This is a genomic window from Pseudomonas sp. SMN5, from assembly GCF_052041925.1.
GTDB lineage: Bacteria > Pseudomonadota > Gammaproteobacteria > Pseudomonadales > Pseudomonadaceae > Aquipseudomonas.
In genome coordinates, this window is record NZ_JBKGGX010000002.1 from 334,209 (window position 1) to 358,763 (window position 24,555).

Sequence of the window (24,555 nt, forward strand, 5' to 3'; positions counted from 1 at the left end):
CTCAATAGTTTCCTTAAACCGGCATCTGCATGATGTCTTGGTAGGCTTGAACCAGCTTGTTGCGAACCTGGGTCAAGGCCTGGAACGAGACACTGGCTTTTTGCGAGGAGATCATCACGTCAGTCAGGTCGACGCCACTTTTACCAATTTCAAACGCACTTGCTAATTGGTTCGACGCCTGCTGGGTATCGTTCACTTTATTGACGGCCTGACCGAGCATATCGGAAAAGCTGCTGCCACCCACCTCGGGGACGGCGACCGATTTCGGCTGGGCCATGGCGTCCATTTGCATGGCCCGCATGTCCAACATCAATCGATTAAATTCAATACCTTGGCTCATGGTCTATTCTCTCTGGCGGCCCGCGTTTTTTTGACACTTGCTCAGCGGATATCTGGGTAGTAGCAACAAGGGTGCCAGCTCAAGGCCGGCGATAAACAAATCCCCATACACATCTGTGGGAGCGAGCCCGCTCGCGATAGCGCCATGACAGTCACATCGGCATCGCCAGGACCACCGCTATCGCGAGCAGGCTCGCTCCCACAGGGGATAAACAGTATTAGCTGGCGAAGAGGTACGCCTCCACGTCCATCCCGGCATCGCGCATCTGCGCCAACTTGTAGCGCAAGGTCCGCGGACTTATGCCCAGGCGTTCGGCCGCTTCCTTGCGACGCCCGCGCTCGGCGCGCAAGGTGTCGATGATCATCTGGAATTCCCGGCGACGCAGGTCGTCGCCCAACGCACCGGCCGATTCGCTATCCGCTTGCGGGGCAGGTACGAACGTCGCACTCGGCGCTGATGCAGGCAAAGGCGCGCAGGCTACCGGGCCGGCCAGACAGAAGTCCTGCGGCTGGATCAGACCGCCCTGCTGCAGGATCAACGCTCGCTGAATCGCGTTATCCAATTCCCGGACGTTGCCAGGCCAGGGGTAAGCGACCAGACAAGCCCGGGCCTCGGCTGAAAGCCTGGCCGGTGCATGCTTCATTTTATTGACGTGCCTGGCCAACAGACGCTCGGCCAGCGGCAGGATATCGGCGGTACGTTCGCGAAGTGGACGCCAGGCCAGGGGAAATACCGACAAGCGGTAATAAAGGTCTTCCCGGAACCGTCCCGCCGCCACTTCACCGGCGAGGTCGCGGTTGGTGGTCGCCACCACCCGGATATCCAGGCTGATGGGCTTGCGCGCCCCCACCCGCTCGACTTCACGCTCTTGCAACACGCGTAGCAGCTTGGCTTGCAGGCCCAAGGGCATTTCGGAAATTTCATCGAGCAGGATCGTGCCGCCATCAGCCTGTTCGAACTTGCCGGCCTGGGCGGCGATGGCGCCGGTGAACGAGCCTTTCTCGTGGCCGAACAACGTCGCCTCGAGCATGTTGTCGGGAATCGCCGCACAGTTGATGGCAATGAACGGCTCGTTGGCCCGCCGGGATTGTTGATGAATGTAGCGCGCCAGCACCTCCTTGCCTGTGCCGGATTCACCGGATATCAACACAGTCGAATCGCTGCGAGCCACCCGCGCAGCCAGTTCCAGCAACTGCGCGCTGGCCGGCTCGATGGCAACCGGGCCTTCGCCCTCCACCGCCAAGCTGCCCAAGGCGTGGCGAGCCACCAGCTCCAGCAGCGCCTTGGGTTCGAACGGCTTGACCAGATAATCCGCCGCGCCCTGACGCATCGCCTCAACCGCTCGCTCGACAGCGCCGTGGGCGGTCATCAACAATACCGGCAATTGAGGCTGGCTCGCACGTAACAGGCCGAGCAATTGGTGACCGTCCATTCCCGGCATGTTGACGTCACTGATCACCAGGCTGAACGCTTCCCGGTCCGCGGCCAGCAATGCTTCCTCGGCCGAGCCCACCGCAGCGTAGTCATGCCCGGCCAATATCAACGTATCGACCAGTGCTTCGCGCAGGGCGCGGTCATCTTCAACCAGCAACACCTTGATCGCCATTGCCTTCACTCCATCTCGGGTACGCTGGAAAACAGCGGCAGGCACACCGTCGCACAGGTGCCACGCCCCAGCCGTGAGCGCAGTTGCAATGCTCCCTGATGAGCCCGGGCCACAGCCTTGACCACGGTCAGGCCCAGGCCGGTTCCGGTGGTCTTGGTGGTAAAGAACGGCTCGCCCAGGCGCGCCAGCACCGCCGGCTCGATACCGCTGCCGCTGTCGCTGACGCACAGGCGCAGGACGTTGTCGCGGGTATAAAGGTGGACCTTGAGCCGGACGTCGTCGCCACTGGCCTGGATCGCGTTCTCGATGAGGTTCAACACCGCGCCCACCAGGGTGTCGCGGTTACACAACACCTCTCCGTAGTGACTGTCGCATTGCCAGCGGATCGGCAGGTCCTGGACATGAGCCGAGGCGGCCGCCTGCAGCGCCTGCAGCAGCGCCTTGGGATTGACGCGATCGGTCAACGGCAGCTCCCCACGGGCGAAAACCAGCATGTCGCGCACTTGATGCTCCAACTCGTGCAGGCGTTCTTTCAGCCGCCCGGCGAAACGTTGCTGGGTATCCACCGGCAATTGTTGTTCAGTCAAATGGCTGGCGTAGAGCAGCGCGGCGGAAAGTGGTGTGCGGATCTGATGGGCCAGCGAAGCGACCATTCGGCCCAGGGAGGACAGCCGCTCATGACGCGCCAGTTGATCTTGCAGGTGACGGGTTTCAGTCAGGTCGTTGAGCAGGACCAACTGCCCGGGCTCGGCGTCCAGCGAACGGGTCGAGATGGACAAACGGCGGCCATCCTTGAGGGAGACCTCGTGTCCATCGTCATCACGCGGCGCGAAGCAACGGGCAATGACCTGGCGCCACAGCTCCCCTTCCAGCGGCAGGCCAAGCAACTGGCAAGCAGCCGGGTTGGCTTCGCGCACGCGACCGTGAGCATCTATGACGATCACACCCCCGGGCAACAGGTCCAGAAGGTTTTGCAGGCGATTGGCCAGGCGTTCTTTTTCCGCCAGTTCCTGCATGCGCTGAGCACTGACCACCGCCAGTTCACCCTTGAGTTCAGTGACCCGGGCTTCCAACAGGCTGTAGGAATCGCTCAGCTGACTGGACACCTGATTGAACAGCGAAAATGCCTGTTCGAGGCCAAGCCGGCTTGCCTGCTCGGAGGACGGCAGGTGTCCCGGCTCGGGAACAGGAGACATCTGGGCGGCGTGGGTCATCTTGCTCTCTCGCGTGGCTGACCGTCAGTTAAACGGACGTTGCGAGAGGCAGTAGCAATAGGCGTGCCGGAAGGATAGTCAAACCTGTGGCGAGGGAGCTTGCTCCCGCTGGACTGCGCTGCTGCCCCACGAATAGGGCCGCTTCGCGCTGGTGCGCCAGCCCGGCCCAGCGGGAGCAAGCTCCCTCGCCACAGGGGAGCATACTCACCATGAATCAGCGGTGAATGGTAAAGCAGGCGTCAATCATCCGCCTGTTCATCGCCCTCGCGACGGCTCATGCCGTACTTGCGCATCTTCTCGACCAACGTGGTACGCCGGATGCGCAGGCGCTCGGCGGCCCGTGCGACGATACCGTTGGCGTCGTCCAGGGCCTGCTGGATCAGCCCCTGCTCCAGGCCTCCCAGATAATCCTTGAGATCCAGGCCTTCCGGCGGCAGCAAGGCATTGGCGGTGAAATCGGGCGTATGACCGTTGATTGCCACCCGCTCTTCCAGATCGCTGCGCAGGCTGTCGACCATTTGCTCGTCTTCATCATCGACGTAGCGGAATTTCTTCGGCAGCTCGTTCACACCGATCACGCCATAGGGATGCATGATGGCCATGCGCTCCACCAGATTCGCCAGCTCGCGGACGTTGCCCGGCCAGCCATGACGGCACAGGGACATGATTGCCGCCGAGTTGAAACGGATCGAGCCGCGCTTTTCATGCTCCATGCGTGAAATCAGCTCGTTCATCAACAGAGGAATGTCTTCGACCCGCTCACGCAGCGGCGCCATCTCGATCGGGAAGACGTTCAGGCGATAGTAAAGGTCTTCGCGGAAACCGCCGGTCTCGATCATGCTCTCGAGATTCTTATGGGTCGCGGCAATGATTCGTACATCGACGCTCTGAGTCTTGTTGCTCCCCACGCGCTCGAAGGTGCGCTCCTGCAAGACCCGCAGCAGCTTGACCTGCATCGGCAACGGCATGTCGCCGATTTCATCCAGGAACAGCGTGCCGCCGTTCGCCAGCTCAAAACGCCCGGCGCGACTGGTGATCGCGCCGGTAAAAGCGCCCTTCTCATGACCGAACAATTCGCTTTCCAGCAACTCGGCCGGAATCGCGCCGCAGTTGACCGGCACGAATGGCGCTTCGCGACGCTTGGAATGATAGTGCAGGTTGCGTGCAACCACTTCCTTGCCGGTACCCGACTCGCCGAGGATCAAGACGCTGGCGTCGGTGTCGGCAACCTGCTGCATCATCTGACGAACATGCTGAATCGCCCGGCTGGTGCCGACAAGACTGCGGAACAAGTTGGGCTCACGATGACGGCCGCGCTCGCGGGCCTGGTCATACATCTCGCGATAGACCTGCGCCCGGTGCAGCGAATCGAGCAGCTTGCTGTAGCTGGGCGGCATCTCAAGGGTCGAAAGCACCCGACGACGCTGGTCTTCCGGCAAGTCAAGAGAAGAATTTTCGCCCATTAGTAAAACAGGAAGGAACTCATCCCAGGTTGAGAGTGTCTTTAGCAAGCCCAAAAGCGTGGTGGGAGCACTTATCGTTCCGATGAGAACGCAAATGACCTCACGACTGGAGGACAAAGAATCGACAGCCTGCTGCCAGTCATGACTTGCACAGGGTAAATTTTCTTCGCCGAGAAAATTTAAGATCACCGCCAGATCACGGCGGCGGACGCTATCGTCATCGATCAGGAGAATTTTGGTTTCACGCCACATGCAATAGCAACTTCCCTAGTCAACCCAATGCCCGGAATTAGGGGGCAAGCTAGACGCTTGCAGACTTGTTACGCCTGTAGACGCCTGAAATCTGAAAACAGTTACTAGTTAAGTCAAAAAACCGTGCACAGTCAAATTTATGGCGCAACGGATTCGGATTAACTGAGTATTAACCGAACAGATGGTAAACCTTTGCTGCGTTCTGTGCTTGATGGATCTGCGACATCTCGTCGACGATTGCCTGGCGCTCCCCTGTCGCCGCCTCGAGCAACTGCTTGTACACCCCCAGCAATTGCTCAAGATTGTTACGCAACGTCGCCTCGTCCACCCCGGACTCGCTCAGGACATCTTCCATGCACGAACGGCACGTCAAGTCCAACTGACCGATTGCCTCCCAATTACGCTCGGCCAGTGCGTCGACCAGCGCATCACGGGTGTGTTCTATTCGTTGCAGGACAAGACTCATGAGAGTGCTCCTCAGAATTGCGGGCCAGGGGTGGCGATGGCATCCCAACCTTCCTTGACCGTGCGAAGCAGATCGGCGACTTCGTCGAGGATCTTCGGATCGGTCTTGATGTTGGCCTCGGTCAAACGTTTCATCATGTAGTCGTAGAGCGCATCCAATTCGGCAACCGACTCGGCCCGATTTTCCAGATCCAAGCCTTCACGCAGGCCGCCGACGATACCGATGGCCTTACTGATAAATATGCCCTTGCTGGCGATATCCTTGCGTTCCATGGCACCTTTGGCCTGCGCGATGCGATCCAGGCCGCCTTCCATGAGCATTTGAACAAGACGATGGGGACTCGCTTCGGAGGTTTGCGCCTGGGCGCCAATCTTCTGGTATTGGCGAAGGGCCAACAGCGGATTCATGTGCTACCTCATCAAAATCTTCAGTTCGTATAAACAGCGTATCGACGCCGCGTCAAAAAACTTTAGACCGAAAAGCCGAAAGCCCGGAACGTTGTCAAAACGTTGCCGGGCTTTTTTACATCGGTCGAAATCACCTGTTTCTCTGTTGCGCCGTCAGGGCCTCGAACATAGAAGTGATGTTACTGGCCGTGGCCTTCAGCTTGCCGACCAGGGTATCCATGTCGTTGTACTTCTTGGTCAACGAAGCGGTCAACGTCTCGACCCGGCGATCCAGGGCCGCCTGATCGCTCTTGAGCCGGGTCTGGGTCTTGGTCAGCGCAGAGGTCCGCTGGTCGAGGATGCCACCGGTCTGGGTGAAGGGTTCGATCGCCTTGCCCATGCGCTCCAGCAAGCCATTGGTACCAGTGAACATCGTCTGGACTTCACCGCTGAGCTTCTTGTCATTCATGGCGGCGTTGAACTTGGTGCTATCGAAATTCAATGCACCCGTCTTCTGGTCGGTGGTAATACCCAGCTGGGCCAACACCGTGAGCTTGTCACCAGCACCTGTCTGGGACAACGGTTCGCGGATCGTCGCCAGGAGCGAGCGAGGCAAAGAGTCACCAGTCAGTTTGGCCGGTATCGTCGGGTTGCCATCATCATCCAGAGACGGCTTTGTCAGCGCAGTGATGCTGTTGGCGACCGCGTTGTAGGCATCGACGAACTTCTGGATCGAGGCTTTCAGACCATCGTTGTTCGGTGCGACGGTGACGGTGGATGTGCCGTCACCGGGTACGCCGACCAGATTCAACGTTAATCCAGAAATCGCCGTGCTCACCGTATTGCTTGCGCTCGTCAGCTTCATGCCATCGACGGAAAACACGGCGTCCTGGGCCAAGGCACCGATAGCACCCGCCGAAGTGGCCGTCAGTGCAGTATTGCTGGCGCCCACGACGTTCGTCCCGTCGATCTCCAGGCCGGCAATACCGCTGACCGAGATATCGGAACCTGCGCCGGTGGTGGTGGAGCCCAGCACCAGCCGCGAACCGAAGGAGTCGGTCACGATGTTGGCACTCAAACCGGCGGCCTTCATGGACGAGTCGGCGTTGATCGCGTCACGCACCGATTGCAAGGTCGAACCGTCCGGCACAGTGAGGTTGTAGTTGACCCCCTTCTGCGCGATGGTTAGCGTGCCGGAAGGGATAGCACTGGTCGTACCACCGGCGAAAGCCGCCGAAGTGACCTTGGACGCCGTGGCGAGGTTGGTGACCTTGATGGCATAAGTGCCGTTGACCGCTGAGTTGCTGGCGGTAGCCGTGAGCACACCAGGGACGGAAGAGGTTGCGGCAAAACCCGCGAATTGCGGGTTCTTGGTGTTGCCCAAGTCCTTCATGGCGGTATTGAAGGCTGCCAGCAAAGACTTCAGGGTGCCGACCCCGGAGATACTGTTGCTGGTTGTGTTGGTAGCTCGGGTGATCTGACCTTGCTTGGCAGCCTTGTCGGAATCGACCAGTGCCTTAACGATCTCAGTCGTGTTAAGACCAGAACCCAGCCCCAGGCCAGGTAGAATCGGACTTGCCATGAGGAACTCCCTTCAGTGTGTCGCCGGCCTTTTGACCCCTACAACGCCCAAAAGTACATAGCAACGAAATTCGTGCCGATTGTCAGGCTTCAGCGCTGAACAACAAGCTGTTTGCATCATTCAAACTGTTCGCCAGTTTCAGAACTTCTTCGTTCGGGATCTGGCGAATCACTTCACCGGAACCGCTGGCGATGACTTTGACCACTACTTTGCCTGAAGGCTCATCGATAGAGAACTCCAGATTACGCTTGACCGACTGGACGAACTTCTCGATTTCCTGAACGGCCTTCTTGAGTTTGTCTTGCTCGGCAGCAGCGTCCTTGGGAGTTTCCTTGACCGGTGCCACGGAAACAACATCGGCTTGAGGCTTCTCCACTGGCTTGTCGGCCACTGTAGGCGTCGGCTTCGCCGCTGGATAAGACAAGTTCAGCTTCACGCTCATATCCATGTCCATCACCTCTTGAACGTAAAAAGCGAGAGAGCACGCATGCGCACTCCCCCGCTAAAACTCATCCGGCTATTACTGAAGCAGCTTCAGTACAGCGGATGGCAGTTGGTTGGCCTGGGCCAGAACCGAAGTCGACGCTTGCTGCAGGGTCTGCTGCTTGGTCAGTTGTGCAGTTTCAGCAGCGAAGTCGGTATCTTGTACGCGACCCAGTGCAGCACTGGCGTTTTCGTTGATGTTCTGCAGGTTGGAGATGGTGCTGGCGAAACGGTTCTGAGCAGCACCGAGGTCGGCACGAGCACTGTTGATGGTGTCGATCGCGCTGGTGATTGCGTCCATTGCGGCCGAGAAGTTGGTTTCAGCAGTAGCGCTGTCGGAACCAACGATGGTGATGGCCGAGTCAACACCCAGGGCCGCGGCGTCGAAGCTGGCGCTCAGGGTCAGGGAGATCTGGTTGTCGGCACCGGTGTTCGAACCAACCTGGAAGGTCATGGTGCTAGCAGTACCGTCGAGCAGGTTCTTGCCGTTCAGGTTGGTGCTGTTGGCGATACGGGTCAGTTCGTCGCTCATCTGCGAGAACTCTTTGTTCAGAGCGATACGGTCATCTGCGCTGTTGCTATCGTTACGGGACTGGATGGCCAGTTCACGCATACGCTGCAGAATGTTGGTTTGCTCTTGCATCGCGCCTTCAGCGGTCTGCGCCATGGAGATACCGTCGTTGGCGTTTTTGATTGCCATGGTCTGACCGCGGATTTGCGAGGTCATACGGGTAGCGATCTGCAGGCCGGCGGCGTCGTCTTTAGCGCTGTTGATTTTCAGGCCGGAAGACAGACGGGTCATCGAAGTGGAGAGAGCGTCGGAAGCACGGTTCAAGTTCTTCTGAACGTTCAGCGAAGTAGTGTTGGTGTTTACTGTTAAAGCCATGACGAATTCCTCGTTGGTTGGGTACTGCGGCTTCCGGCCCTTGGCAACCGCCGGGGTGTGGCCTAGAGAACCTTCGTAATAGTTATCGTCGGGTTAGGAACTTGCTTGAGGGCTTTTTTCAAAAATTTTGCTAGCAGACTGCCACTCCTTGATAAACAAGGGCTTAGCGTGGAGCGAAGCGCTGAAAAATGGCGTCAAAAACCTGCTTCATGAAATCGCAGGCAAAAAAAGTGGGAGCGGGCTTGCTCGCGAAAGCGGTGAATCAGCTTTGTATCTGTGCTGAAGTACCGACGCCTTCGCGGGCACGCCCGCTCCCACCTTTATGTTCAGTTGTGAATCAGTCGCGATAGAGAATCGCCGATCCCCACGACAAGCCCACGCCGAAACCGCTGATTGCAACGCGCTTCCAGTCAGCATCCAGCACGTGCCTTTCCAGCAGCAGCGGAATACTCGACGATACGGTATTGCCGGTCTCGACCATGTCCTTGATGAATTTCTCGGGCTCACCCTCGAAACGGCGCGCCACGGCATCGACAATCGCCGCACTGCCCTGGTGGATGCAAAAGGCATCGATGTCGCTGGCTTGCAGCGAAGACTCATTGAGCAACTCGTGCAGATGAGCCGGGACTTTCAGCAAGGCAAAATTGAACACCTGGCGGCCGTTCATGAAAAACACGCCGTCGCTGACCTTCAGGTGCGGCGCGCCGGACCCGTCGGTACCGAACTTGGACTTGCCCAACTGCCAGCTGGCTCCTTCGGCCATCCAAGTGGCCGTGGCGGCATCGCCGAACAGCATGGTGGTATTGCGGTCTTCAGGGTCGACGATCTTCGAGTAAGGGTCAGCCGTCACCAACAGACCGTTCTTCAGCCCAGCGGCCTCCATAAAGCCTTTGAGAGCGTAGATACCGTAGACGTAGCCTGAGCAGCCCAGCGAAATATCAAACGCCGCCACATGGGTTGGCAGGCCCAGTTTGTCCTGCACGATGGCAGCGGTATGCGGCAATCCCTCTTCGTCACCGTTCTGGGTGACCACGATAAGCGCGTCGATGGATTCGCGTGACAGCTGCGGGTTGTTGGCGAACAGGGCGTTCACGGCTTCGACACACAGGTCCGAGGTTTCCTGGTCAGCGTCTTTGCGCGGCAGGAACGCTGAACCGATCTTGCCAAGGATGAACTCCTCATCCTTCTCGAATTTGGCACCCTGAGCGTAGTTATCCACGCCAGCGGTCGGCACGTAACTCGCTATGCTTTTTATGCCAATCATCATGGCTTCCCGATCATAAACTGCGACTAGGTTCCACCCCCAAAGCTCAGGGGCGCTTCAAAATGGTTGATTTCCAAGGGCGCAGGCCATGCCAGGCAAACGAATGGGCCTCCACTCCGCGGAATACAATACAGTGAAGATGCACTTTATGACCTATGCGTCACGCCGTTTTATGCCACAGAGGCATTTTTTCATGACAAACGAAGCGCTGTCATTGTCCACGTCCGTAGGAGACTGCGGGTAGGCATCGGGTGATGGGCGGGGTATTTCGGCAAGCGCGCCGGCAGGTTCGCCCTGCCGGCGCCGAGCAGCCAGATCAGGCGGCAGGTTTGTCCAACAGGTCAGTCCACGGTACGTTGCGCACAGGTCCTAGAGCGAAACCCGCACCTTGCAGCGCCAGGTTGGCGTTGTAGAAGCGATCCTGGGCGAACGCCTCGGACCATTTTCCACGCAGCGCCGCAAGCGCTTCAGGCGTACTGGCCAGCACACCGGACTGGATTACCTGCACATGGGGCGTCCAGACCGTCAGGTAACCCGCCTGGCCCACCCTGAGGCACAGGTCGACATCCCCTAGGGCCTCGTCGAAAAGTCCGCTGTCGATACCGTCGGCCGCGTTGAACAGCTGCCTGGAAATCATCAAACAGGCGAACGACACCGCCGAACAGTTCTGCTCGACGACCAGCCTGTTCATATAGCCCTTGCCGGACTTCGACTCGCCGATGAAAGGCGAGCCCACTTCGTCATTCAAGCCCAGGATCAAGCCAGCCTGGTTGATGCTCCCATCGCGCTCGATCAACTTGGCGCCGACCACACCGACTTCCGGACGCAAGGCCTGGTTGAGCAGCGACTCGATCCAGTTGACGTTGAGCACCTCGCTGTCGGCCGCCAGGGTCACCAGATAGTCACCCTTGGCCTCCTGGCTGACGGCGTTGACCAACGACCCGGTCGCGACGCCCGTTTCGATCTCCAGCAACCGCACACGACTGGCCTGATGCCCCTGGCCGCCGAGCCAGGTGCGCAGCGTCGCGTGCTCGGCCGCCACGAGCGGGACCAACACCTCGTAGCGCTGATAGCGAGTGCGTTGCAGCACGCTGAGCAAGCAACGCTGCAACGCCGCCAGTTCGGTGACGCCATGGACGATGATCGACACCATGGGGCGATCGGCAAAACGATAGTCGATCTTGTGCGTGCCCCTCACCGCCGTGCTCACGTCGGCCTGATACCCCCTTACTGCCAAGTGACGCAGCAGCGTCTTGCGCTCATCGATGTTGTCTTCCACCGGTGGCGCCTGACTGATCAGCAGCGGCTCGTCCAAGTGGGCAAGGCCCTCCAGGCCGTCCTGCTCGATCAAGCGCAACAGCAGGTCGAACTCCATCGCTTGCTTGAACTCGCGGGAATAGCCGCCGAGCCTGACCAACGTCTCGCGGCGTACCAGCCAATGACGGGCCATCAAGGCTGGGGCGTTCAACAACAAGTCGAGGTTGAACCCTGGCCGGAATACATCGGCCAGCGTCCCGTCGGGCTGACGTTGGAACTCATCCATTGCCACAGCCTGGCACTGTGGAGCGCCAAGTAATTCAACACCCGCGCGGAACAGGCCGGCCGGCGTCAGCTCGTCACCTGCCTCGGCCATGACCATCCAATCGCAATCGCTCTGGCCGACCACCTGATTGATCTTGTCGACGTAGTTGCTTTCGTTGACTTTGACAAAATGCAGGACATTCTTTGACGTCGTCTCGGCCGGCAGATCGCCGGTGGTAAACACAACAATCTTGAACGCCCGGCAGTAGCCATTGATGACGCTGTCGAACGTTGCCTGCATCTTGAAGATGTCGGCGTCCAGATCCAGGATCAAAATGCCGAACGTCGGGCCACCGTTGCGGTCGGCCAGGTATTTGGAGACTTTCCGGGCGTCACTGGCGCTCGGTTCACGCGCTTCGAGCCAGGCCAGCAATTGGCCGGAGCGCGTGGTGTCGAACAACCTCGCGGTATTTTCAAACGCCGCCGCTTTGAGCCGTTGATTCCAAGCCTGGAGCATTTGCACGTAGCGCTTGTCACCCTTAGCCTTCATGAGATCGAGCAGCTGCTCATTCAGGTCTTGGTTGAAGGCATAGCTCAGGAAAGCCCTCGCCAGTTGCTCATCAAGCGGCTCGGCGCTGGCGTTGCGCTGGGGGCGAGACAGCTCTTTCTGCTTGAGCATGACCGCTTCCAGTTCCCTCAACTGCACCTGCCCGCTTGGCGCCGCATGAAGCAGGAATTCCAGGTTGGTGAGCTCGTCGAAGAACGCCCGATTGTAGAAAGGCATTTCAACGTATTGCGTCGGTTCGAACCGGCGAACCGGTTCGCCGCGCCGCGAATCCCAGGAGGACTCCAACAGCTTGCTGGACTGCGGCACCGAGCGCTCGGCCAGTTTCTTCACGATGATTTTGAGGTGCTCGCGCGTCGAGGCTCCCGAGCCCAATGTGCTGGCCAACGTCGTGGCCAGGCGTTCCTGTTCGGCGGCCGCACGCAAATCCTGGGAACCAGGCACTGCGGAAGGGCTCGGCGGCGGCGCCACGCGACCGCGCTCACGTACACCGTATGGAATGTCCAGCAAGCACACCGAGGCTTCGCTCACCAAAGCACAGGAATGGCCGGCTTCGTGCAACCGCGAATCAAAACCGGTGGGCAACGACGCGTAGCTGCGCCGCAGGGTTTCAGTGCGCACGAGGGCATTGGCCAGCGACGGACAATCTTCGGCAAAGGCGGCCAGCCGCGCTTCAGCCGATGCATCTCGGTAGTCGTCACTGCCCTTGCGATCGAGCAGGTAGTAGTCGACGCGATCGGCGTGGGCCTCGAACGCCAGGCTATAACCCTGGCAGGCACCGTAGTCGGGGTGCGCCTCAAGAAACTGCAAGGCCTGCTCGAGCGCCTGGGGCAGCAGGAAATCCTCGGCATCGACCACTGTCAGGTAAGGCGTGGCGACGCGCTCGACAGCCTGGCGAACCTTGTCGCCGAAACCTGAGGCCGTGGGTGCGTGCAGGTATTGCACGACGGGAAACGCTGCCATGATGTCGCCGTCGGGTTGGCTGGACGAGTCGATGACCAGCACGGCGAATGAACTGTCGCGGTAATGGCGCAACGCCCGTCGCAGGGCAGTCGACTGGTCGTGAGCGAGCAGCACCAGGGTCAACCGTTCATTCAACGGCGCAGACGATCCTGTTGGGACATTGCTTTGCATATTCATTCCTTAATGAGTGGATGACCGCATCAGCGACACCGGGAGTTTCAAGGTTGAAACCCATCAATCCGGCAGCCAGCCGTTGGCCCAGTACTGCAGGTTATCGCCGCGCAAAATAAAGTCGCGCAACACCACTTCACGTAATTCGTCGCCCATCCGGTAGCTGGCAATCGGGTCTGCCAGGTGCATGCGGATCGCCTCCAGCCATTCTTCGCTGCTGTTGGTGAGGATCCGGGTGCAAGGCAAATGCCCCCGGTAAGCTTCGGTATCCGAACAAATGACCGGGTAGCCGCACGCACCGTACTCCAGCAGACGAAGGTTGCTCTTGCAGTCATTGAAAACATGAAACTCAAGCGGCGCCAGGGCCAGGTCAAGATTCAGGCTGGCAAGTTTCGCCGGATACGCCGCCAGGCTCACGCCAGGATGAAACTCATGAACATAGGGCCTGAGCAGATCCGGGCACATGCCGAAGAAAACCCATTCGACTTCGTCAGCCAGTTCACGCACGACATCTGCAATAAGCTCCAAGTCGCCGCGGTGACTGGTGCCGCCGCCCCAACCGATACGCGGCTTGCCGGAGGTGGCCCGCTGGCTTCTGAGCTGCTGCCACAGGCCGGCCGCCAACATGTTCGGCACCACGCGGATATCGTGGTGCATGCTGGACAAGACGTCCGCCAGCGGATGGGTGGAGACCACCACCCGATCACACTGGGCGATTCCCCGGCGCAGCAAGTCTTCGAGGTTGTCCGGCATATTGCGGCGGTGTTCGTTTTTTTCCGGGACATTGGCGATGTAGTCATCCAGTTCGTAGATGCGCATGGCCTTGGAGTAATTTTTGACCTGGGCGATGTCCTTGAACTTACCCACGTTATAGCGACCTTGAAGCACGATCACATCGGGTGACTGACGCTCGATATCGATAATCGAGGGGGTATCGTAGGCAACACGGCCCACGATTCGCCCTGCCGCTTCCAGTTCGAATAACGGTTGGCTGACCCGGTAGTGCCCCACCGCCGAGGTATTGACCGCCATCCCCAGGATCGAAGGCACGTTGCGGGTAATCAACGGATTCCAGCCGGTGCGGGGTCCGGGTTCGAGGCTGAAGCTTTTCCCGGTCAGGGTCAGGTTACGGTTGTAGGCGGGATCATTGGCGATTCTGGGCAACCAGCGCTGATAGAACGCCTCCTGTTCGAGCTCCAACCGCTGCTTCCAGGAAGCATCGCGACTGGCTTCCACGCCAGACGCCAGCACCACGTCACTGTAAGGGGTGGTAACGATCAGGTAACCGTTTTTTCCGACCTGCTGGCACAGCTCCAGGGCGTTGATGCGCTGCGTCGTGATCGACTCATCGAACCCACCGGTCTCCTCCAGCACCTGCTTGCGCACCAACAGACAGTGATCACCGACAGCGCTCCAGTTCTGCACTGTCTGCAAGCGTTGCATGTAGCCGCCTGAGGTGACCGATTCGTTGACAAAGGCTCTGCCCGCCAGGCCACCGAGCCCCATGATCATGCCGGAGTCGATGACCCGCCCTTGCTGGTTCAGCGTACGAGGCCCCACGATGCCGACCTCGGGGCGCTGACCATGATTGAGTAACTCGTCCAGCCAGGCGGCCTCGAACACCATGCAATGGGGGTTGAGCAACAACAGGTATTCACCGCGAGCCTGTTGCGCGGCGAAGTTGCGGATCACCGCTTCGCTATCGCTTCCCTGGTGGAAGAATATTCGCAGTGTGTCGCTGCCCAATTCGGCCATTGCCCGCAACCAATGTTGCAGCTCGGAGTTCTCGCTGGCGTTATCGACGATGATGATTTCGTAGTGCGGATACGCGGTCGTGCTGATCAGGCTGTTGACGCAACGCTCCAGCGCGCCCAGGTCATCCTTGACGCTGATGATGATCGACACCAGCGGCCGCTCGTCGAAAAGATATTCGATGCGTGGGATCAACGTCAGAAGCGGCCCCGGATGCAGCCGGTGCGGCACGCCGATTCGCTGGAGATGAGCGCCGACCAACCGGGCGTTTTGCTCGATGACCTCGGGCAGCGACAGCCATTGGGCGAATGAGAACATCGACTCGACCTGGACCTCGGGAATATGACCAATGACTTGCGGCCCGTCTGTTTCCACAAGTCGCCAGACCAGGTCATGGGGCGCCAATTCCCCCAGGCTCGGTTCGAATCCGCCCGAGTCCAGGAATCGCTCGCGCTCGAACGCCAGTGTCCGCCCGACATAGGGATAACCGCGCATGAGGTCGACGTTGAAGTCAGGCTTGAAGATCGGCTCAACCGACTTTTCATCCACCAGCGCGCCTTCATCGCTGTAGAGACAGACCGCACCCGGCGAGCCGACTATTCGGTCGGCCATTATCAGCAGCGCCGATTCGGTCAGGCGATCGCCGGCCCGCAGCAGGTAGAACCAGTCGGCACCGTCCAACTGGGGCAGTAAGCCACTGAGCTGCTGCGCCCAATCGGCTTGCAGGCTAAGGCGCAGGACATGGTTGTCCAGTGACTGGCGACCATTGGACAACACCAGCACCGATTCGCAGGCATAGGCCTGCGCAGCAATGCTCTGCAGGGTAATCCCAAGCGCATAGGCATCGTCCTGCGCGTCGATGATGACGGGGACGATCCTCGGACGATAGGCCCAGCGGGCGATCTGGCGAGACAGGACCTGCTTGCGCAATGGGCTGAAATGCCGGCACTCCAGCCACTGCACGTAGAGGTCTGCGTAGCTTTCGATGTCCGTACCGACTTGCGAACCGATAACGCCCTGCCGGGTCGCAATGATCGAGTAGACGTTGATCTCCTCCCACTCCGGTGCCCCCGGCTCCTTGGGCTGCCCCAGTGTCTGGTAACGCACCCAGCCACTGGCGGGCGCCGGCTCGCCACTGCGCTGGGCGAGCATTTCCTTGAGCCATGTCAGTTCCACCGTGGCCGCATCGAGCATCTTGGGCTGACGCCCCAGGCGATCCGGATGCAACCGCTGGCCGCTGCCCTCGACATAAAGCTGGACCAGATTGCCCCGGCGCAATAGGCAAATGAACAAGGCAAAATCGAGCACCGCCTCGAAGCCTTCACCGGCCCGCGCCAACGCGGGCAGCAAGGCCTCAGCATCGGTGCGGCGCATCAATGCACTACTGAAACCGCCGAGAATATTGCGGGTGGTCTTTTCAAAATACGCCAGCATGTCAGTGCCGTTGAACAGCGCATCGAACTGTGTGATGCCGGTATTTTCCAAGCGGATCGGCAAGGCATAATTGTCGGCATCGATCAGGTGATGCTTGCTGACCACCAAGGACACCTGCGTATGCTCCTGTAGGATCGCCGCCTGCTGGCTGACGCAGAGCGGCAACAACTGGTCGTCATCACACAGGAACTTGATGAATTCGCCCCGGGACTCTTCAAGGCAGCGCAACAGATTCTGCTGGAATCCGAGCCGATCCTGGTTATGCAAGTAGCGCACCTCGACCTTTGCCCCCTCGCCAAGGGTCTGGACAATCTGCTCGATCTCATCGGTGCGACAGTCGTCGCAGATGACAATCTCCAGGTTCTCGTAGGTCTGGTCGAGCGCGCTTTGCAAAGCGAGAGTGAAAAAGCGTGGGTTGAACGCGGGGATGGCAATACTGACAAGAGGAGCTGATTTCACACGCATGGCTCTCAACCGGCGGGCGCCAACTCAGGCGAGAGCAGGACGTCCTGAATCGTATAAGGAGCGGGTCAGGGACCGCGTTGGCGTCACGGTCCCTATCCCGGATCAGACTTTGTTGAACAGACCCAATTGAGCGATCTTGCTGAACGCTAACTGCGATGCTTGCAGCATAGTCTGCTGTAAGGTCAGGCGCGTCATCACCTCGGCCGGGTCGGAATCACGAATCGCCGACTGGGTCTGGGAGTTGGCCAAAACAAAGCTTTGGTTGGTGTCGCTCTGGGTGTCGAGAGACTGTCCGCGACCACCGACCGAACTCAACGCGCTGGTCAACTGATCAGTACCGCTGGCCAGGTTACCCATGGCCGAAGCCAGTGCCGCGTTCAGTTTCTGACCAGCGATGTTATTGCCATCGACTGGCGTTTCCAATGCCGAGCGCAACTGGTTCACGGTATCCAGAATGTTCTGCGTCTCGTGGGTGTTGACCGCGATGTTGAATTGATCGTTGGTGGCCGGGGCACCGTTGAGCGTAAAGCTCACGCCGGAGGCGGTCGCAACGTTGCCTGCCAGGGTGCCGCTGGACACCGGCTTGCTGTCTGCGGTCAGTGGCGCAGCGTACAGGTCGAAATCCGTGGCACTGGTGAATTTCATCACTGCCGATCCCGACGGAAAACTGGCGTGGTAGGCCACCGGGTCGGTGATGGCACTGCCGGTGATTTGGGTCGCCGTGGTGTTGCCCGGGCTCCGGGCCGGCGTGAAGCTGTCAGGCTTGGCCGCCAGGGTAAAGGTGTGGCCAGGCAGCACCGTGCCGGCCGCGTCGCCCGTATGAAGGTTGACGTTCAAGGTCAGGTCGACACCGCGAAAGCTCACAGTCTGCCCGGCTTGGGTGTCGGGGTTGATGACGCCGCCCTTACTGGCTTCGGCAGTTACGTCGTTGCCGCTCGAATCGGTGATTTTCAACTGGGTGCCGCTGGCGAACTCCACGGTGTACGGTTCGCCGCTGCGGAACTGACTGTTGTAGGTCACAGCGGACGAGACCTGGCCGTTGGTCAACACCACACGCCCATCATCCACCGCCGGCGCGGTCATGGTGACCTGACTGCGGCTGGTGTTGACGGCTTGCTGGAACGCTTCCCAGCCGGTGCTATTGGTGGCCATGGACATGGTGTCGCCGATCGGCAGGTCCAGGGTGACCTGGTCGCCGTTGTAGCTGTAGCTGCCGTCGTCGTTGCGGGTAAATGGCACGATGTCGCCTTTGGATCCGGCAAAGATGTACTTGCCGTTCTCATCCTTGGTGTTCATCAGGCTCAGCAGCTGCTCTTCGATCGAACCCAATTCCGAGGCCACCGCCTTGCGGTCGGAGTCGGTGTAGGCGGCATTGCCGGCGCTGACGGCCAATTCCTTGGCGCGTTGCAGCACGTTGCCGATGCTGGTCATGACCGCTTCGGTGGTGCCCAAGGTCGCCTTGATCGTGGTGACGTTCGTTTCATATTGCTTAAGCATCGACGCCTGGTTGCCCAACTGCAGCAAACGCGAAGCGCCCACCGGATCATCGGCCGCGGTGTTCACCCGCACCAGGCTGCTGGCCTCTTCGCTGGTCTTGACCACCTTGGCGAAGTTCTTCTGGTAGTTCGCAGCCGTGCTTTCGTAGAACTGAGAGGTAGAAATGCGCATGGGCTACGGCTCCTTAAAGACTGTTGATCAATGTGCTGAAGATTTGTTGCGCAGCCTTGATGATCTGCGAAGACGCGGTGTAGTACTGCTGGAACTTGACCAGGTTGCCGGTTTCTTCATCCAGGTCCACGCCCGACAGTGAGTCGCGGGCAGTCTTGGCGTTGTTCAGGATGGCGCCGGTGGCGGCGCTGTCCAGCTTGCCCTGGGCAGCCTTGGCCCCTACCCCTTCCACCAGCTTGCCGTAGGCATCGTTCAGGGAAATGCCTTTGCTGCCGGAGTTGGTGTCGACGGTCTTGGCGGTCTGCAAGCCGGCCAGGACGGTGCCGTTACGGTTGTCCAGGCTACCGGCCTGGCTGAGGCTGATATTGATGCCAGCCCCCTGGGACGGCGCACCGGCGATGGACATGTCGAACGAGACGGTGCGCTGCACCGGCGGTACGGACGAATCCATGATCGGGTTGCCGCTGGCGTCCTTGAGCGGAACGCTCAGGCTCAGGGTGTTGCTCTGGCCAGGCTTGATCGTGCCGCTGCTGATCGTGCCACCCTTGGCATCGAGCAATTGGTAACCCTGGCTGGTGCCGTCGGCGGAGGTCGCGCCGAACACCACCTTGACCGGCATCGAGTTCTGGATGCCGTTCTGGATGATACTGGTGGTGGCTTCGTCGTAGATGTCCAGCTTGGTGGTCATCGCCGGCTGGCCGCTGGCCGGAATGGTCAGCGTGCCGCTGCCGCCCGGCGCGATAGCGGCGCCGAGCGGCGCGGCAATCGCCAGCCGCTTGGAGTCGGTCATCTCGGTCTTGATGCTGCCCGCCGCGTTGCGGGTCGGGGTGATCTTGAACGAGTCCCCGGCGGCCGCGGTGCCGTTGGCGAAGGTCAGCGAGAAACCGTCGACTACCGGTGGCGGCGTGGTCGCGGTGTTGAACGCGCCCATCGAGGTGCCATCGGGCAGGCGCTGGACGGTGTAGTCGCTACCGCTGGTGAAGGTGATTTTGTAGTCGTTGGTGGTCAACTTGCCGGTGTCTTCGATGGACACGTTGAAGTTGCCGGCGCCCGCACTGTTGTTCAGGGCGGCGACGCTGCGCTGGCTGATTTGCGCGGCGCTGTTGATGTTGCTGAACAGATTGGACCCGAAGGCACCGTTCTTATCGATACCGGAGGCCTGAATGCTGTTCATCTGGTCGGCGACGACCAGCGCCACGCGGCCCAGCTCGTTCATGGCCGGGTCCAGCACGGTGCTGCGGTAGCGCATCAGACCGCCGATCTCACCGCCGGTGAGCACCTGGCTGAGGTCCATGGAACTGGAGCCACTGTTGAGCTGGATACCCATGCGCCCCGGATCGTTCTTGTCCGGCACCGCTTGAAGGGTGTTGGTGATGTTGCCCATCACCAACGGCTGTCCGGAGCCCAGATAGATGTCCAGGCTGCTGCCGTTCTCCACCACCTGAGTACCGGTGAAGGTGGAGAGCTGGCGAATGGCTTCGCCACGGGAATCCAACAGGTCGTTAGGCGCACCGCCCGCGTTAGAGACTTCGGCGATTTTCTTGTTCAACTGCGCAATGGTGGAAGCCAGGTTGTTGACCTGCTCGACCATATTCGACAAGTTGCCGTTGATGTTCTCGTTCTGTGCCGTCAATTGGCTGGCAACCGAGTTGAAACGGTTGCTCAGGGCTTGGGCATCGCTGAGCAGCAACTGGCGGGACGCATCGTCGCCCGGCTTGGCATTGACGTTCTGCACCGAAGCGAAAAACTTGGTCAGCGCGCCGTTCAGGCCGGTGCCGCTGTCGGACAGCAGGGAGTCGAGCGGCGTAATCTGCCCCTGATAGGCCGCCGCATCGCTGTTGAGCGAGGTGGTGGTCTTGAGCTGCGCTTCGAGATAGGAGTTGTACACCCGGCGCACGTCGGCCAGGGTCGTGCCGGAACCGATGAACACGTTGCCGTATTGATTCGACGCCTTGGTGGTCTGCACGGTCTGTTGACGTGAATAACCGGCGGTATCGACGTTGGCGATATTGTTACCCGTGGTCACCAACGCGGTCTGGCTTGTGGACAGACCCGACATCCCTATATTGAGCAAACTCATGGTTCAGACCTTATAAAGTCGTGGTGGCGCCTGCAGACGCGTAGTTCTGGTAACTCGTCATCTGCCGGGCTATGTTCGAAATCTTGCGGGCGTAGTTCGGGTCGGTGGCGTAACCGGCCTTCTGCAGCTCGCGTACAAATTGTTCCGGGTTATCGGCCGACTTCAGCACATCTTGATAGCGGCTGTTGCTCTGCAACAGATTGACCAAGTCGTGGAAGCTGTCGCGATAGGACGCGTAGGAACGGAACTCGGCCGTCTCCTTGACCATCTGGCCATTGCGGAACTCGCTGGTGATCGCTCGCGCCGAATCGCCCTTCCAGTTCTGGCTCGCCTTGATACCGAACAGGTTGTGGCTGCTGCTGCCGTCAGGCTGGCGCATGACCGATTTGCCCCAACCGGTTTCCAGCGCGGCCTGGGCCACCAAGTAGCGTGGATCCACGCCGATGCGGGCCGCCGCTTCCTTGGCCATCGGCAGCATCGCGTTGACGAATTCGTCGGCATCGCGGAAGGCTTTGCGGGCCGGAGCCAGCGGCGGCTGCGCGACGGCACGGCCGTAGACCTGCATGTCCGGTTTCGCGTCGGCGGCCTTGAGCGCGGCCAGCCAGTCGCCGTTGGCGAGTTCGCCGGTGGCCGGCTTGACCGCAGCGACGGCGCGATCCGGCAGCAGGTTTTGCGCAGGCACCTCGGCATTGACCGCCGCCGAAGGCACCAGCCCGGCGAGCAGCCGGTCCGCCAGTTTCGGTGGCAGGGCCAGGCGCCGCTGGTTGAGCAGTTCCATATCGTTACGATGAGCACCTTCTGTCCCCTGCGGCGCGCTCACGGCTCGCGACGCCCACAGCGGACGCTGGCCACTGGTGCGAGACAAGGGACCGTCGGTCGGCAGGGTTCCGGCAGCGACCGGGGTCGGCACCGCTGCCTTGGTGACCTTGTCCAGCGCCTCTTGCTGCTTGGCGGCCGACAACGTCGCCGCCTCGCCGGGGGCCAACGGCTTGTTCTTCGACATCTGGCGCAGCAGCACGTCAGCCAGGCCGATACCACCGCCTTCACGGGACATGGAAACAGCCAGCTGCTGGTCGTACATTTCCTGGTACTGCTTGGCCTCGGGCGTGTTCATGGGATTGTCCTTGCCCAACGCCTCGGTGGCCGAACGCATAGACTTGAGCATCTCGCCCAGGAACAGCGATTCGAATTCCTGCGCGACTTTACGCAGGTTGCCTTCGCTGTTCTTGTCGCCGACCTTGAGTTGGTTCAAGCGGTTCAGGTCCGAATAGGACGCTGAATCCCCGCTGATCAAAGCGCCCTTGCGCATATCCATGGCCAGTCCCTCAAATCACGATCAGGTCGGCTTGCAACGCGCCGGCCTGCTTCAGGGCTTCGAGGATCGCCATCAAGTCGCCTGGGGCCGCGCCGACCTGGTTCACTGCCCGGACAATTTCATCCAAGGTAGTGCCCGGCCCGAACTTGAACATCGGCTTGGCTTCCTGTTCGGCATTGACCCGCGAACGCGGCACGACCGCGGTCTGGCCGTTGGACAGCGGGCCCGGCTGGCTGACGATCGGGTCTTCGGTGATGGTCACCGTCAGGCTGCCGTGAGTCACGGCGGCCGGCGAAACCTTGACGTTCTGGCCGATGACAATGGTGCCGGTACGCGAGTTGATGATGACCTTCGCCACCGCCTGGCCCGGATCGACCTCGAGGTTTTCCAGGATCGACAGGTAGTCGACTCGTTGGCTCGGGTCCATCGGCGCGGTGACACGAATCGAACCGCCGTCGATGGCCTGGGCCACGCCTGGGCCGAGCATGTCGTTGATCTTGTCGACGATGCGCTTGGCCGTGGTGAAGTCGGAACGGTTGAGGTTCAGCGTCAGGCTGTTGCCCTGGTTGAAGCCGCTCGGCACCGCACGCTCCACCGTCGCACCGCCAGGGATGCGACCGGCCGACGGAACGTTGACGGTGATTCTCGAACCGTCCGCACCCGAGGCATCGAAACCGCCAACGACCAGGTTGCCCTGGGCGACGGCGTAGACGTTGCCGTCGATCCCCTTGAGCGGTGTGAGCAGCAGCGTGCCGCCACGCAGGCTCTTGGAGTTACCGATGGACGAGACGGTAATGTCTACCTGCTGGCCTGGCTTGGCGAACGCCGGCAGGTCGGCACTGATCGACACCGCCGCGACGTTTTTCAGCTGCACGTTGCCCGAACCAGGCGGTACCTTGATGCCGAACTGCGACAACATGTTGTTGAAGGTCTGCAAGGTGAACGGCGTCTGGGTGGTCTGGTCGCCCGTACCGTTCAGGCCCACGACCAGGCCGTAGCCGATCAACTGGTTGGAACGCACGCCGGAAATGCTGGCGATGTCCTTCAGACGCTCGGCTTGAGCACTGAAGGCTGCCGACATCATCAACGCACCCATCAACAGCTGCTTAAGATTCAACTTGACCACCTAGAAAGGGAACTTCGGGCTGAGGAAGAAACGGTCGAACCAGCCCGGCTGGCTCGCATCGGCAAAGGCACCGGTGCCCGAGTAAGTGATGCGCGCATCAGCCACACGAGTCGACGACACGGTGTTGTCGGTTGCTATATCGTCAGCACGAACCATGCCAGCGATTCGCACCAGTTCATCACCGGTGTTGAGGGTCAGCCATTTCTCGCCACGCACGACGATGATGCCGTTGGGCAGCACGTCGGCGACGGTCACGGTGATCGAACCGGTCAGGCTGTTGCTCTGCCCGGATTTACTGTCGCCCTTGGTGGCGCGGTCGGAGCCGTAACCGGCGTTGAGGCTCAGGTCGTTGCTGCCGATCGGGTTGTTGGTGGTCAGGCTCGAGCCGAACAGCGACGTCAGGCCGACGCTGGTCTCGCTGGTCTTGTCGATCTGCGAGTTGGCGTTCTTGCTGGCCTGGGTCCGCTCGTTCAGGGTGATGGTGATGATGTCACCGACCCGGAAGGCCTTGCGGTCGCTGTACAGGTTCTGCTCGAAACCGGCCTGGTAGATCGAGCCGTTGTTGGCGGCGGCCGGCAACGGTGTGCGCGGCAACACCGGAGCGTAATACGGGTCATTGGGCCTTGGCGTAGGCGCGACACAGCCGGCGAGCGCGGTGATCCCACTCAGTGCCAGAACAGATACAAAGCGTTTCATGACCCTACCTCTCGGTGTTGCAAGGCGACCTGCGGCCGCCTCATAAATGTAATTACAGGTTCTGCGTGACGAACGAGAGCATCTGATCCGCGGTGGAGATCACCTTGGAGTTCATTTCGTAAGCGCGCTGGGTGGTGATCATGTTGACCATCTCCTCAACGGTGCTCACGTTGGAGGTTTCCAGGGTGTTCTGCAGCGTGGTGCCGAAACCGTTCAGGCCCGGAGTGCCGACTTGCGGCGCACCACTGGCGGCGGTCTCCAGGAACAGGTTGTTGCCCACCGCTTGCAGGCCCGCCGGGTTGATGAAGTCGGCGGTCTGCAGGTTGCCGATCACCTGTGCGGCAGGGTTGCCCGCCACGGTGATGGACACCGTGCCGTCACGGCCCACGGTAAAGGTCTGGGCATCGTTCGGGATGATGATGGCCGGTTCCAGGGCGAAACCGCTGGCGTTGACGATCTGGCCATTGGAGTCGAGGTGGAAGGTACCGTCACGGGTGTAGGACGTGGTGCCGTCCGGCTGCAGGATCTGAAAGAAACCGCGACCGTCGATGGCCATGTCCAGCGGCTGCTCGGTGGTTTGCAGGCTGCCGGCGTTGAAGTTTTTCTGGGTGCCGACAATGCGCACACCCGTACCCACTTGCAGGCCCGACGGCAGTTCGCTGTCCTGGGTCGACTGGGCACCGGGCTGGCGCTTGACCTGGTACAGCAGGTCCTGGAACTCGGCCCGATCACGTTTGAAGCCTGTGGTCGAGACGTTCGCCAGGTTGTTGGAAATGGTAGACAAGTTGGTGTCCTGGGCGGACAGACCTGTTTTGGCAACCCAAAGAGCCGGAAGCATTCGTTTCTCCTCGTACGCC

18 protein-coding genes are annotated in these 24,555 nt (G+C 60.2%); all 18 read right to left on the minus strand.

Features of this window, described 5'->3' with window-relative positions:
* Positions 1-13 precede the first annotated feature (13 nt).
* The 18 genes from fliE to flgG all read right to left on the minus strand — a co-directional run bounded on the left by fliE (position 14) and on the right by flgG (position 24,536).
* Positions 14-340, minus strand: a complete 327-nt coding sequence (gene fliE, locus ACLEJR_RS03195) for a flagellar hook-basal body complex protein FliE (protein ID WP_440812068.1) — start codon at positions 338-340, stop codon at positions 14-16.
* A 217-nt stretch (positions 341-557) separates the two neighbouring features.
* Positions 558-1,946, minus strand: a complete 1,389-nt coding sequence (gene fleR, locus ACLEJR_RS03200) for a sigma-54-dependent response regulator transcription factor FleR (RefSeq protein WP_440812071.1) — start codon at positions 1,944-1,946, stop codon at positions 558-560.
* Positions 1,947-1,951: 5 nt separating this feature from the next.
* Positions 1,952-3,160: a sensor histidine kinase gene (locus ACLEJR_RS03205; RefSeq protein WP_440812074.1), complete on the minus strand. Its 1,209-nt coding sequence runs from the start codon at positions 3,158-3,160 to the stop codon at positions 1,952-1,954.
* 239 nt (positions 3,161-3,399) lie between these two features.
* Positions 3,400-4,875: a sigma-54 dependent transcriptional regulator gene (locus tag ACLEJR_RS03210; protein ID WP_440795760.1), complete on the minus strand. Its 1,476-nt coding sequence runs from the start codon at positions 4,873-4,875 to the stop codon at positions 3,400-3,402.
* 169 nt (positions 4,876-5,044) lie between these two features.
* A complete protein-coding gene (locus ACLEJR_RS03215; protein ID WP_440795762.1) occupies positions 5,045-5,341 on the minus strand; it encodes a flagellar protein FliT in 297 nt (98 codons plus the stop codon).
* Between the two features lie 11 nt (positions 5,342-5,352).
* Positions 5,353-5,748, minus strand: a complete 396-nt coding sequence (gene fliS / locus ACLEJR_RS03220; RefSeq protein WP_440795764.1) for a flagellar export chaperone FliS — start codon at positions 5,746-5,748, stop codon at positions 5,353-5,355.
* Positions 5,749-5,878: 130 nt separating this feature from the next.
* Positions 5,879-7,309 carry a flagellar filament capping protein FliD gene (gene fliD / locus ACLEJR_RS03225; RefSeq protein WP_440795766.1) on the minus strand — a complete coding sequence of 477 codons (1,431 nt, stop codon included), beginning with the start codon at positions 7,307-7,309 and terminating at the stop codon, positions 5,879-5,881.
* 82 nt (positions 7,310-7,391) lie between these two features.
* Positions 7,392-7,757: a flagellar protein FlaG gene (locus tag ACLEJR_RS03230; RefSeq protein WP_047737641.1), complete on the minus strand. Its 366-nt coding sequence runs from the start codon at positions 7,755-7,757 to the stop codon at positions 7,392-7,394.
* Positions 7,758-7,829: 72 nt separating this feature from the next.
* Positions 7,830-8,678, minus strand: coding sequence for a flagellin domain-containing protein (locus ACLEJR_RS03235; RefSeq protein WP_440795768.1), 849 nt, complete (start codon positions 8,676-8,678; stop codon positions 7,830-7,832).
* Between the two features lie 337 nt (positions 8,679-9,015).
* Positions 9,016-9,942, minus strand: coding sequence for a ketoacyl-ACP synthase III (locus ACLEJR_RS03240; protein WP_440795770.1), 927 nt, complete (start codon positions 9,940-9,942; stop codon positions 9,016-9,018).
* A gap of 316 nt (positions 9,943-10,258) precedes the next feature.
* Entirely contained in the window at positions 10,259-13,162 is a 2,904-nt protein-coding gene (locus ACLEJR_RS03245) for a TIGR00180 family glycosyltransferase (protein WP_440812077.1), read from the minus strand.
* A gap of 63 nt (positions 13,163-13,225) precedes the next feature.
* Positions 13,226-16,807 (minus strand): glycosyltransferase, encoded by a 3,582-nt coding sequence (locus ACLEJR_RS03250; RefSeq protein WP_440812122.1) that lies wholly within the window; start codon positions 16,805-16,807, stop codon positions 13,226-13,228.
* A gap of 108 nt (positions 16,808-16,915) precedes the next feature.
* On the minus strand, positions 16,916-18,481 hold the full coding sequence (locus tag ACLEJR_RS03255; protein ID WP_440795774.1) for a flagellar hook-associated protein 3: 1,566 nt from the start codon (positions 18,479-18,481) through the stop codon (positions 16,916-16,918).
* A 13-nt stretch (positions 18,482-18,494) separates the two neighbouring features.
* The gene (gene flgK, locus ACLEJR_RS03260) at positions 18,495-20,561 is read right to left on the minus strand and encodes a flagellar hook-associated protein FlgK (protein ID WP_440812080.1); all 2,067 of its coding nucleotides are present in this window, start codon (positions 20,559-20,561) and stop codon (positions 18,495-18,497) included.
* A 10-nt stretch (positions 20,562-20,571) separates the two neighbouring features.
* Positions 20,572-21,876 (minus strand): flagellar assembly peptidoglycan hydrolase FlgJ, encoded by a 1,305-nt coding sequence (gene flgJ, locus ACLEJR_RS03265; protein ID WP_440812083.1) that lies wholly within the window; start codon positions 21,874-21,876, stop codon positions 20,572-20,574.
* 10 nt (positions 21,877-21,886) lie between these two features.
* The gene (locus ACLEJR_RS03270; protein WP_440812125.1) at positions 21,887-22,972 is read right to left on the minus strand and encodes a flagellar basal body P-ring protein FlgI; all 1,086 of its coding nucleotides are present in this window, start codon (positions 22,970-22,972) and stop codon (positions 21,887-21,889) included.
* Between the two features lie 30 nt (positions 22,973-23,002).
* Positions 23,003-23,698, minus strand: coding sequence for a flagellar basal body L-ring protein FlgH (gene flgH / locus ACLEJR_RS03275; RefSeq protein WP_440795780.1), 696 nt, complete (start codon positions 23,696-23,698; stop codon positions 23,003-23,005).
* Between the two features lie 52 nt (positions 23,699-23,750).
* Entirely contained in the window at positions 23,751-24,536 is a 786-nt protein-coding gene (gene flgG, locus ACLEJR_RS03280) for a flagellar basal-body rod protein FlgG (protein ID WP_053154880.1), read from the minus strand.
* Positions 24,537-24,555: the final 19 nt, after the last annotated feature.

Excerpts from the sequence above, each read along its gene's own strand:
- ACLEJR_RS03215 (WP_440795762.1), bottom strand. The coding sequence starts at position 5,341 with ATGAGTCTTGTCCTGCAACGAATAGAACACACCCGTGATGCGCTGGTC.
- ACLEJR_RS03240 (WP_440795770.1), bottom strand. The coding sequence starts at position 9,942 with ATGATTGGCATAAAAAGCATAGCGAGTTACGTGCCGACCGCTGGCGTG.
- ACLEJR_RS03205 (WP_440812074.1), bottom strand. The coding sequence starts at position 3,160 with ATGACCCACGCCGCCCAGATGTCTCCTGTTCCCGAGCCGGGACACCTG.
- fliS (WP_440795764.1), bottom strand. The coding sequence starts at position 5,748 with ATGAATCCGCTGTTGGCCCTTCGCCAATACCAGAAGATTGGCGCCCAG.
- ACLEJR_RS03245 (WP_440812077.1), bottom strand. The coding sequence starts at position 13,162 with ATGCAAAGCAATGTCCCAACAGGATCGTCTGCGCCGTTGAATGAACGG.
- fliE (WP_440812068.1), bottom strand. The coding sequence starts at position 340 with ATGAGCCAAGGTATTGAATTTAATCGATTGATGTTGGACATGCGGGCC.
- ACLEJR_RS03210 (WP_440795760.1), bottom strand. The coding sequence starts at position 4,875 with ATGTGGCGTGAAACCAAAATTCTCCTGATCGATGACGATAGCGTCCGC.
- ACLEJR_RS03270 (WP_440812125.1), bottom strand. The coding sequence starts at position 22,972 with ATGGGTGCGTTGATGATGTCGGCAGCCTTCAGTGCTCAAGCCGAGCGT.
- flgH (WP_440795780.1), bottom strand. The coding sequence starts at position 23,698 with ATGAAACGCTTTGTATCTGTTCTGGCACTGAGTGGGATCACCGCGCTC.
- ACLEJR_RS03255 (WP_440795774.1), bottom strand. The coding sequence starts at position 18,481 with ATGCGCATTTCTACCTCTCAGTTCTACGAAAGCACGGCTGCGAACTAC.
- fliD (WP_440795766.1), bottom strand. The coding sequence starts at position 7,309 with ATGGCAAGTCCGATTCTACCTGGCCTGGGGCTGGGTTCTGGTCTTAAC.
- fleR (WP_440812071.1), bottom strand. The coding sequence starts at position 1,946 with ATGGCGATCAAGGTGTTGCTGGTTGAAGATGACCGCGCCCTGCGCGAA.
- ACLEJR_RS03230 (WP_047737641.1), bottom strand. The coding sequence starts at position 7,757 with ATGGATATGAGCGTGAAGCTGAACTTGTCTTATCCAGCGGCGAAGCCG.
- flgJ (WP_440812083.1), bottom strand. The coding sequence starts at position 21,876 with ATGGATATGCGCAAGGGCGCTTTGATCAGCGGGGATTCAGCGTCCTAT.
- flgG (WP_053154880.1), bottom strand. The coding sequence starts at position 24,536 with ATGCTTCCGGCTCTTTGGGTTGCCAAAACAGGTCTGTCCGCCCAGGAC.
- flgK (WP_440812080.1), bottom strand. The coding sequence starts at position 20,561 with ATGAGTTTGCTCAATATAGGGATGTCGGGTCTGTCCACAAGCCAGACC.
- ACLEJR_RS03235 (WP_440795768.1), bottom strand. The coding sequence starts at position 8,678 with ATGGCTTTAACAGTAAACACCAACACTACTTCGCTGAACGTTCAGAAG.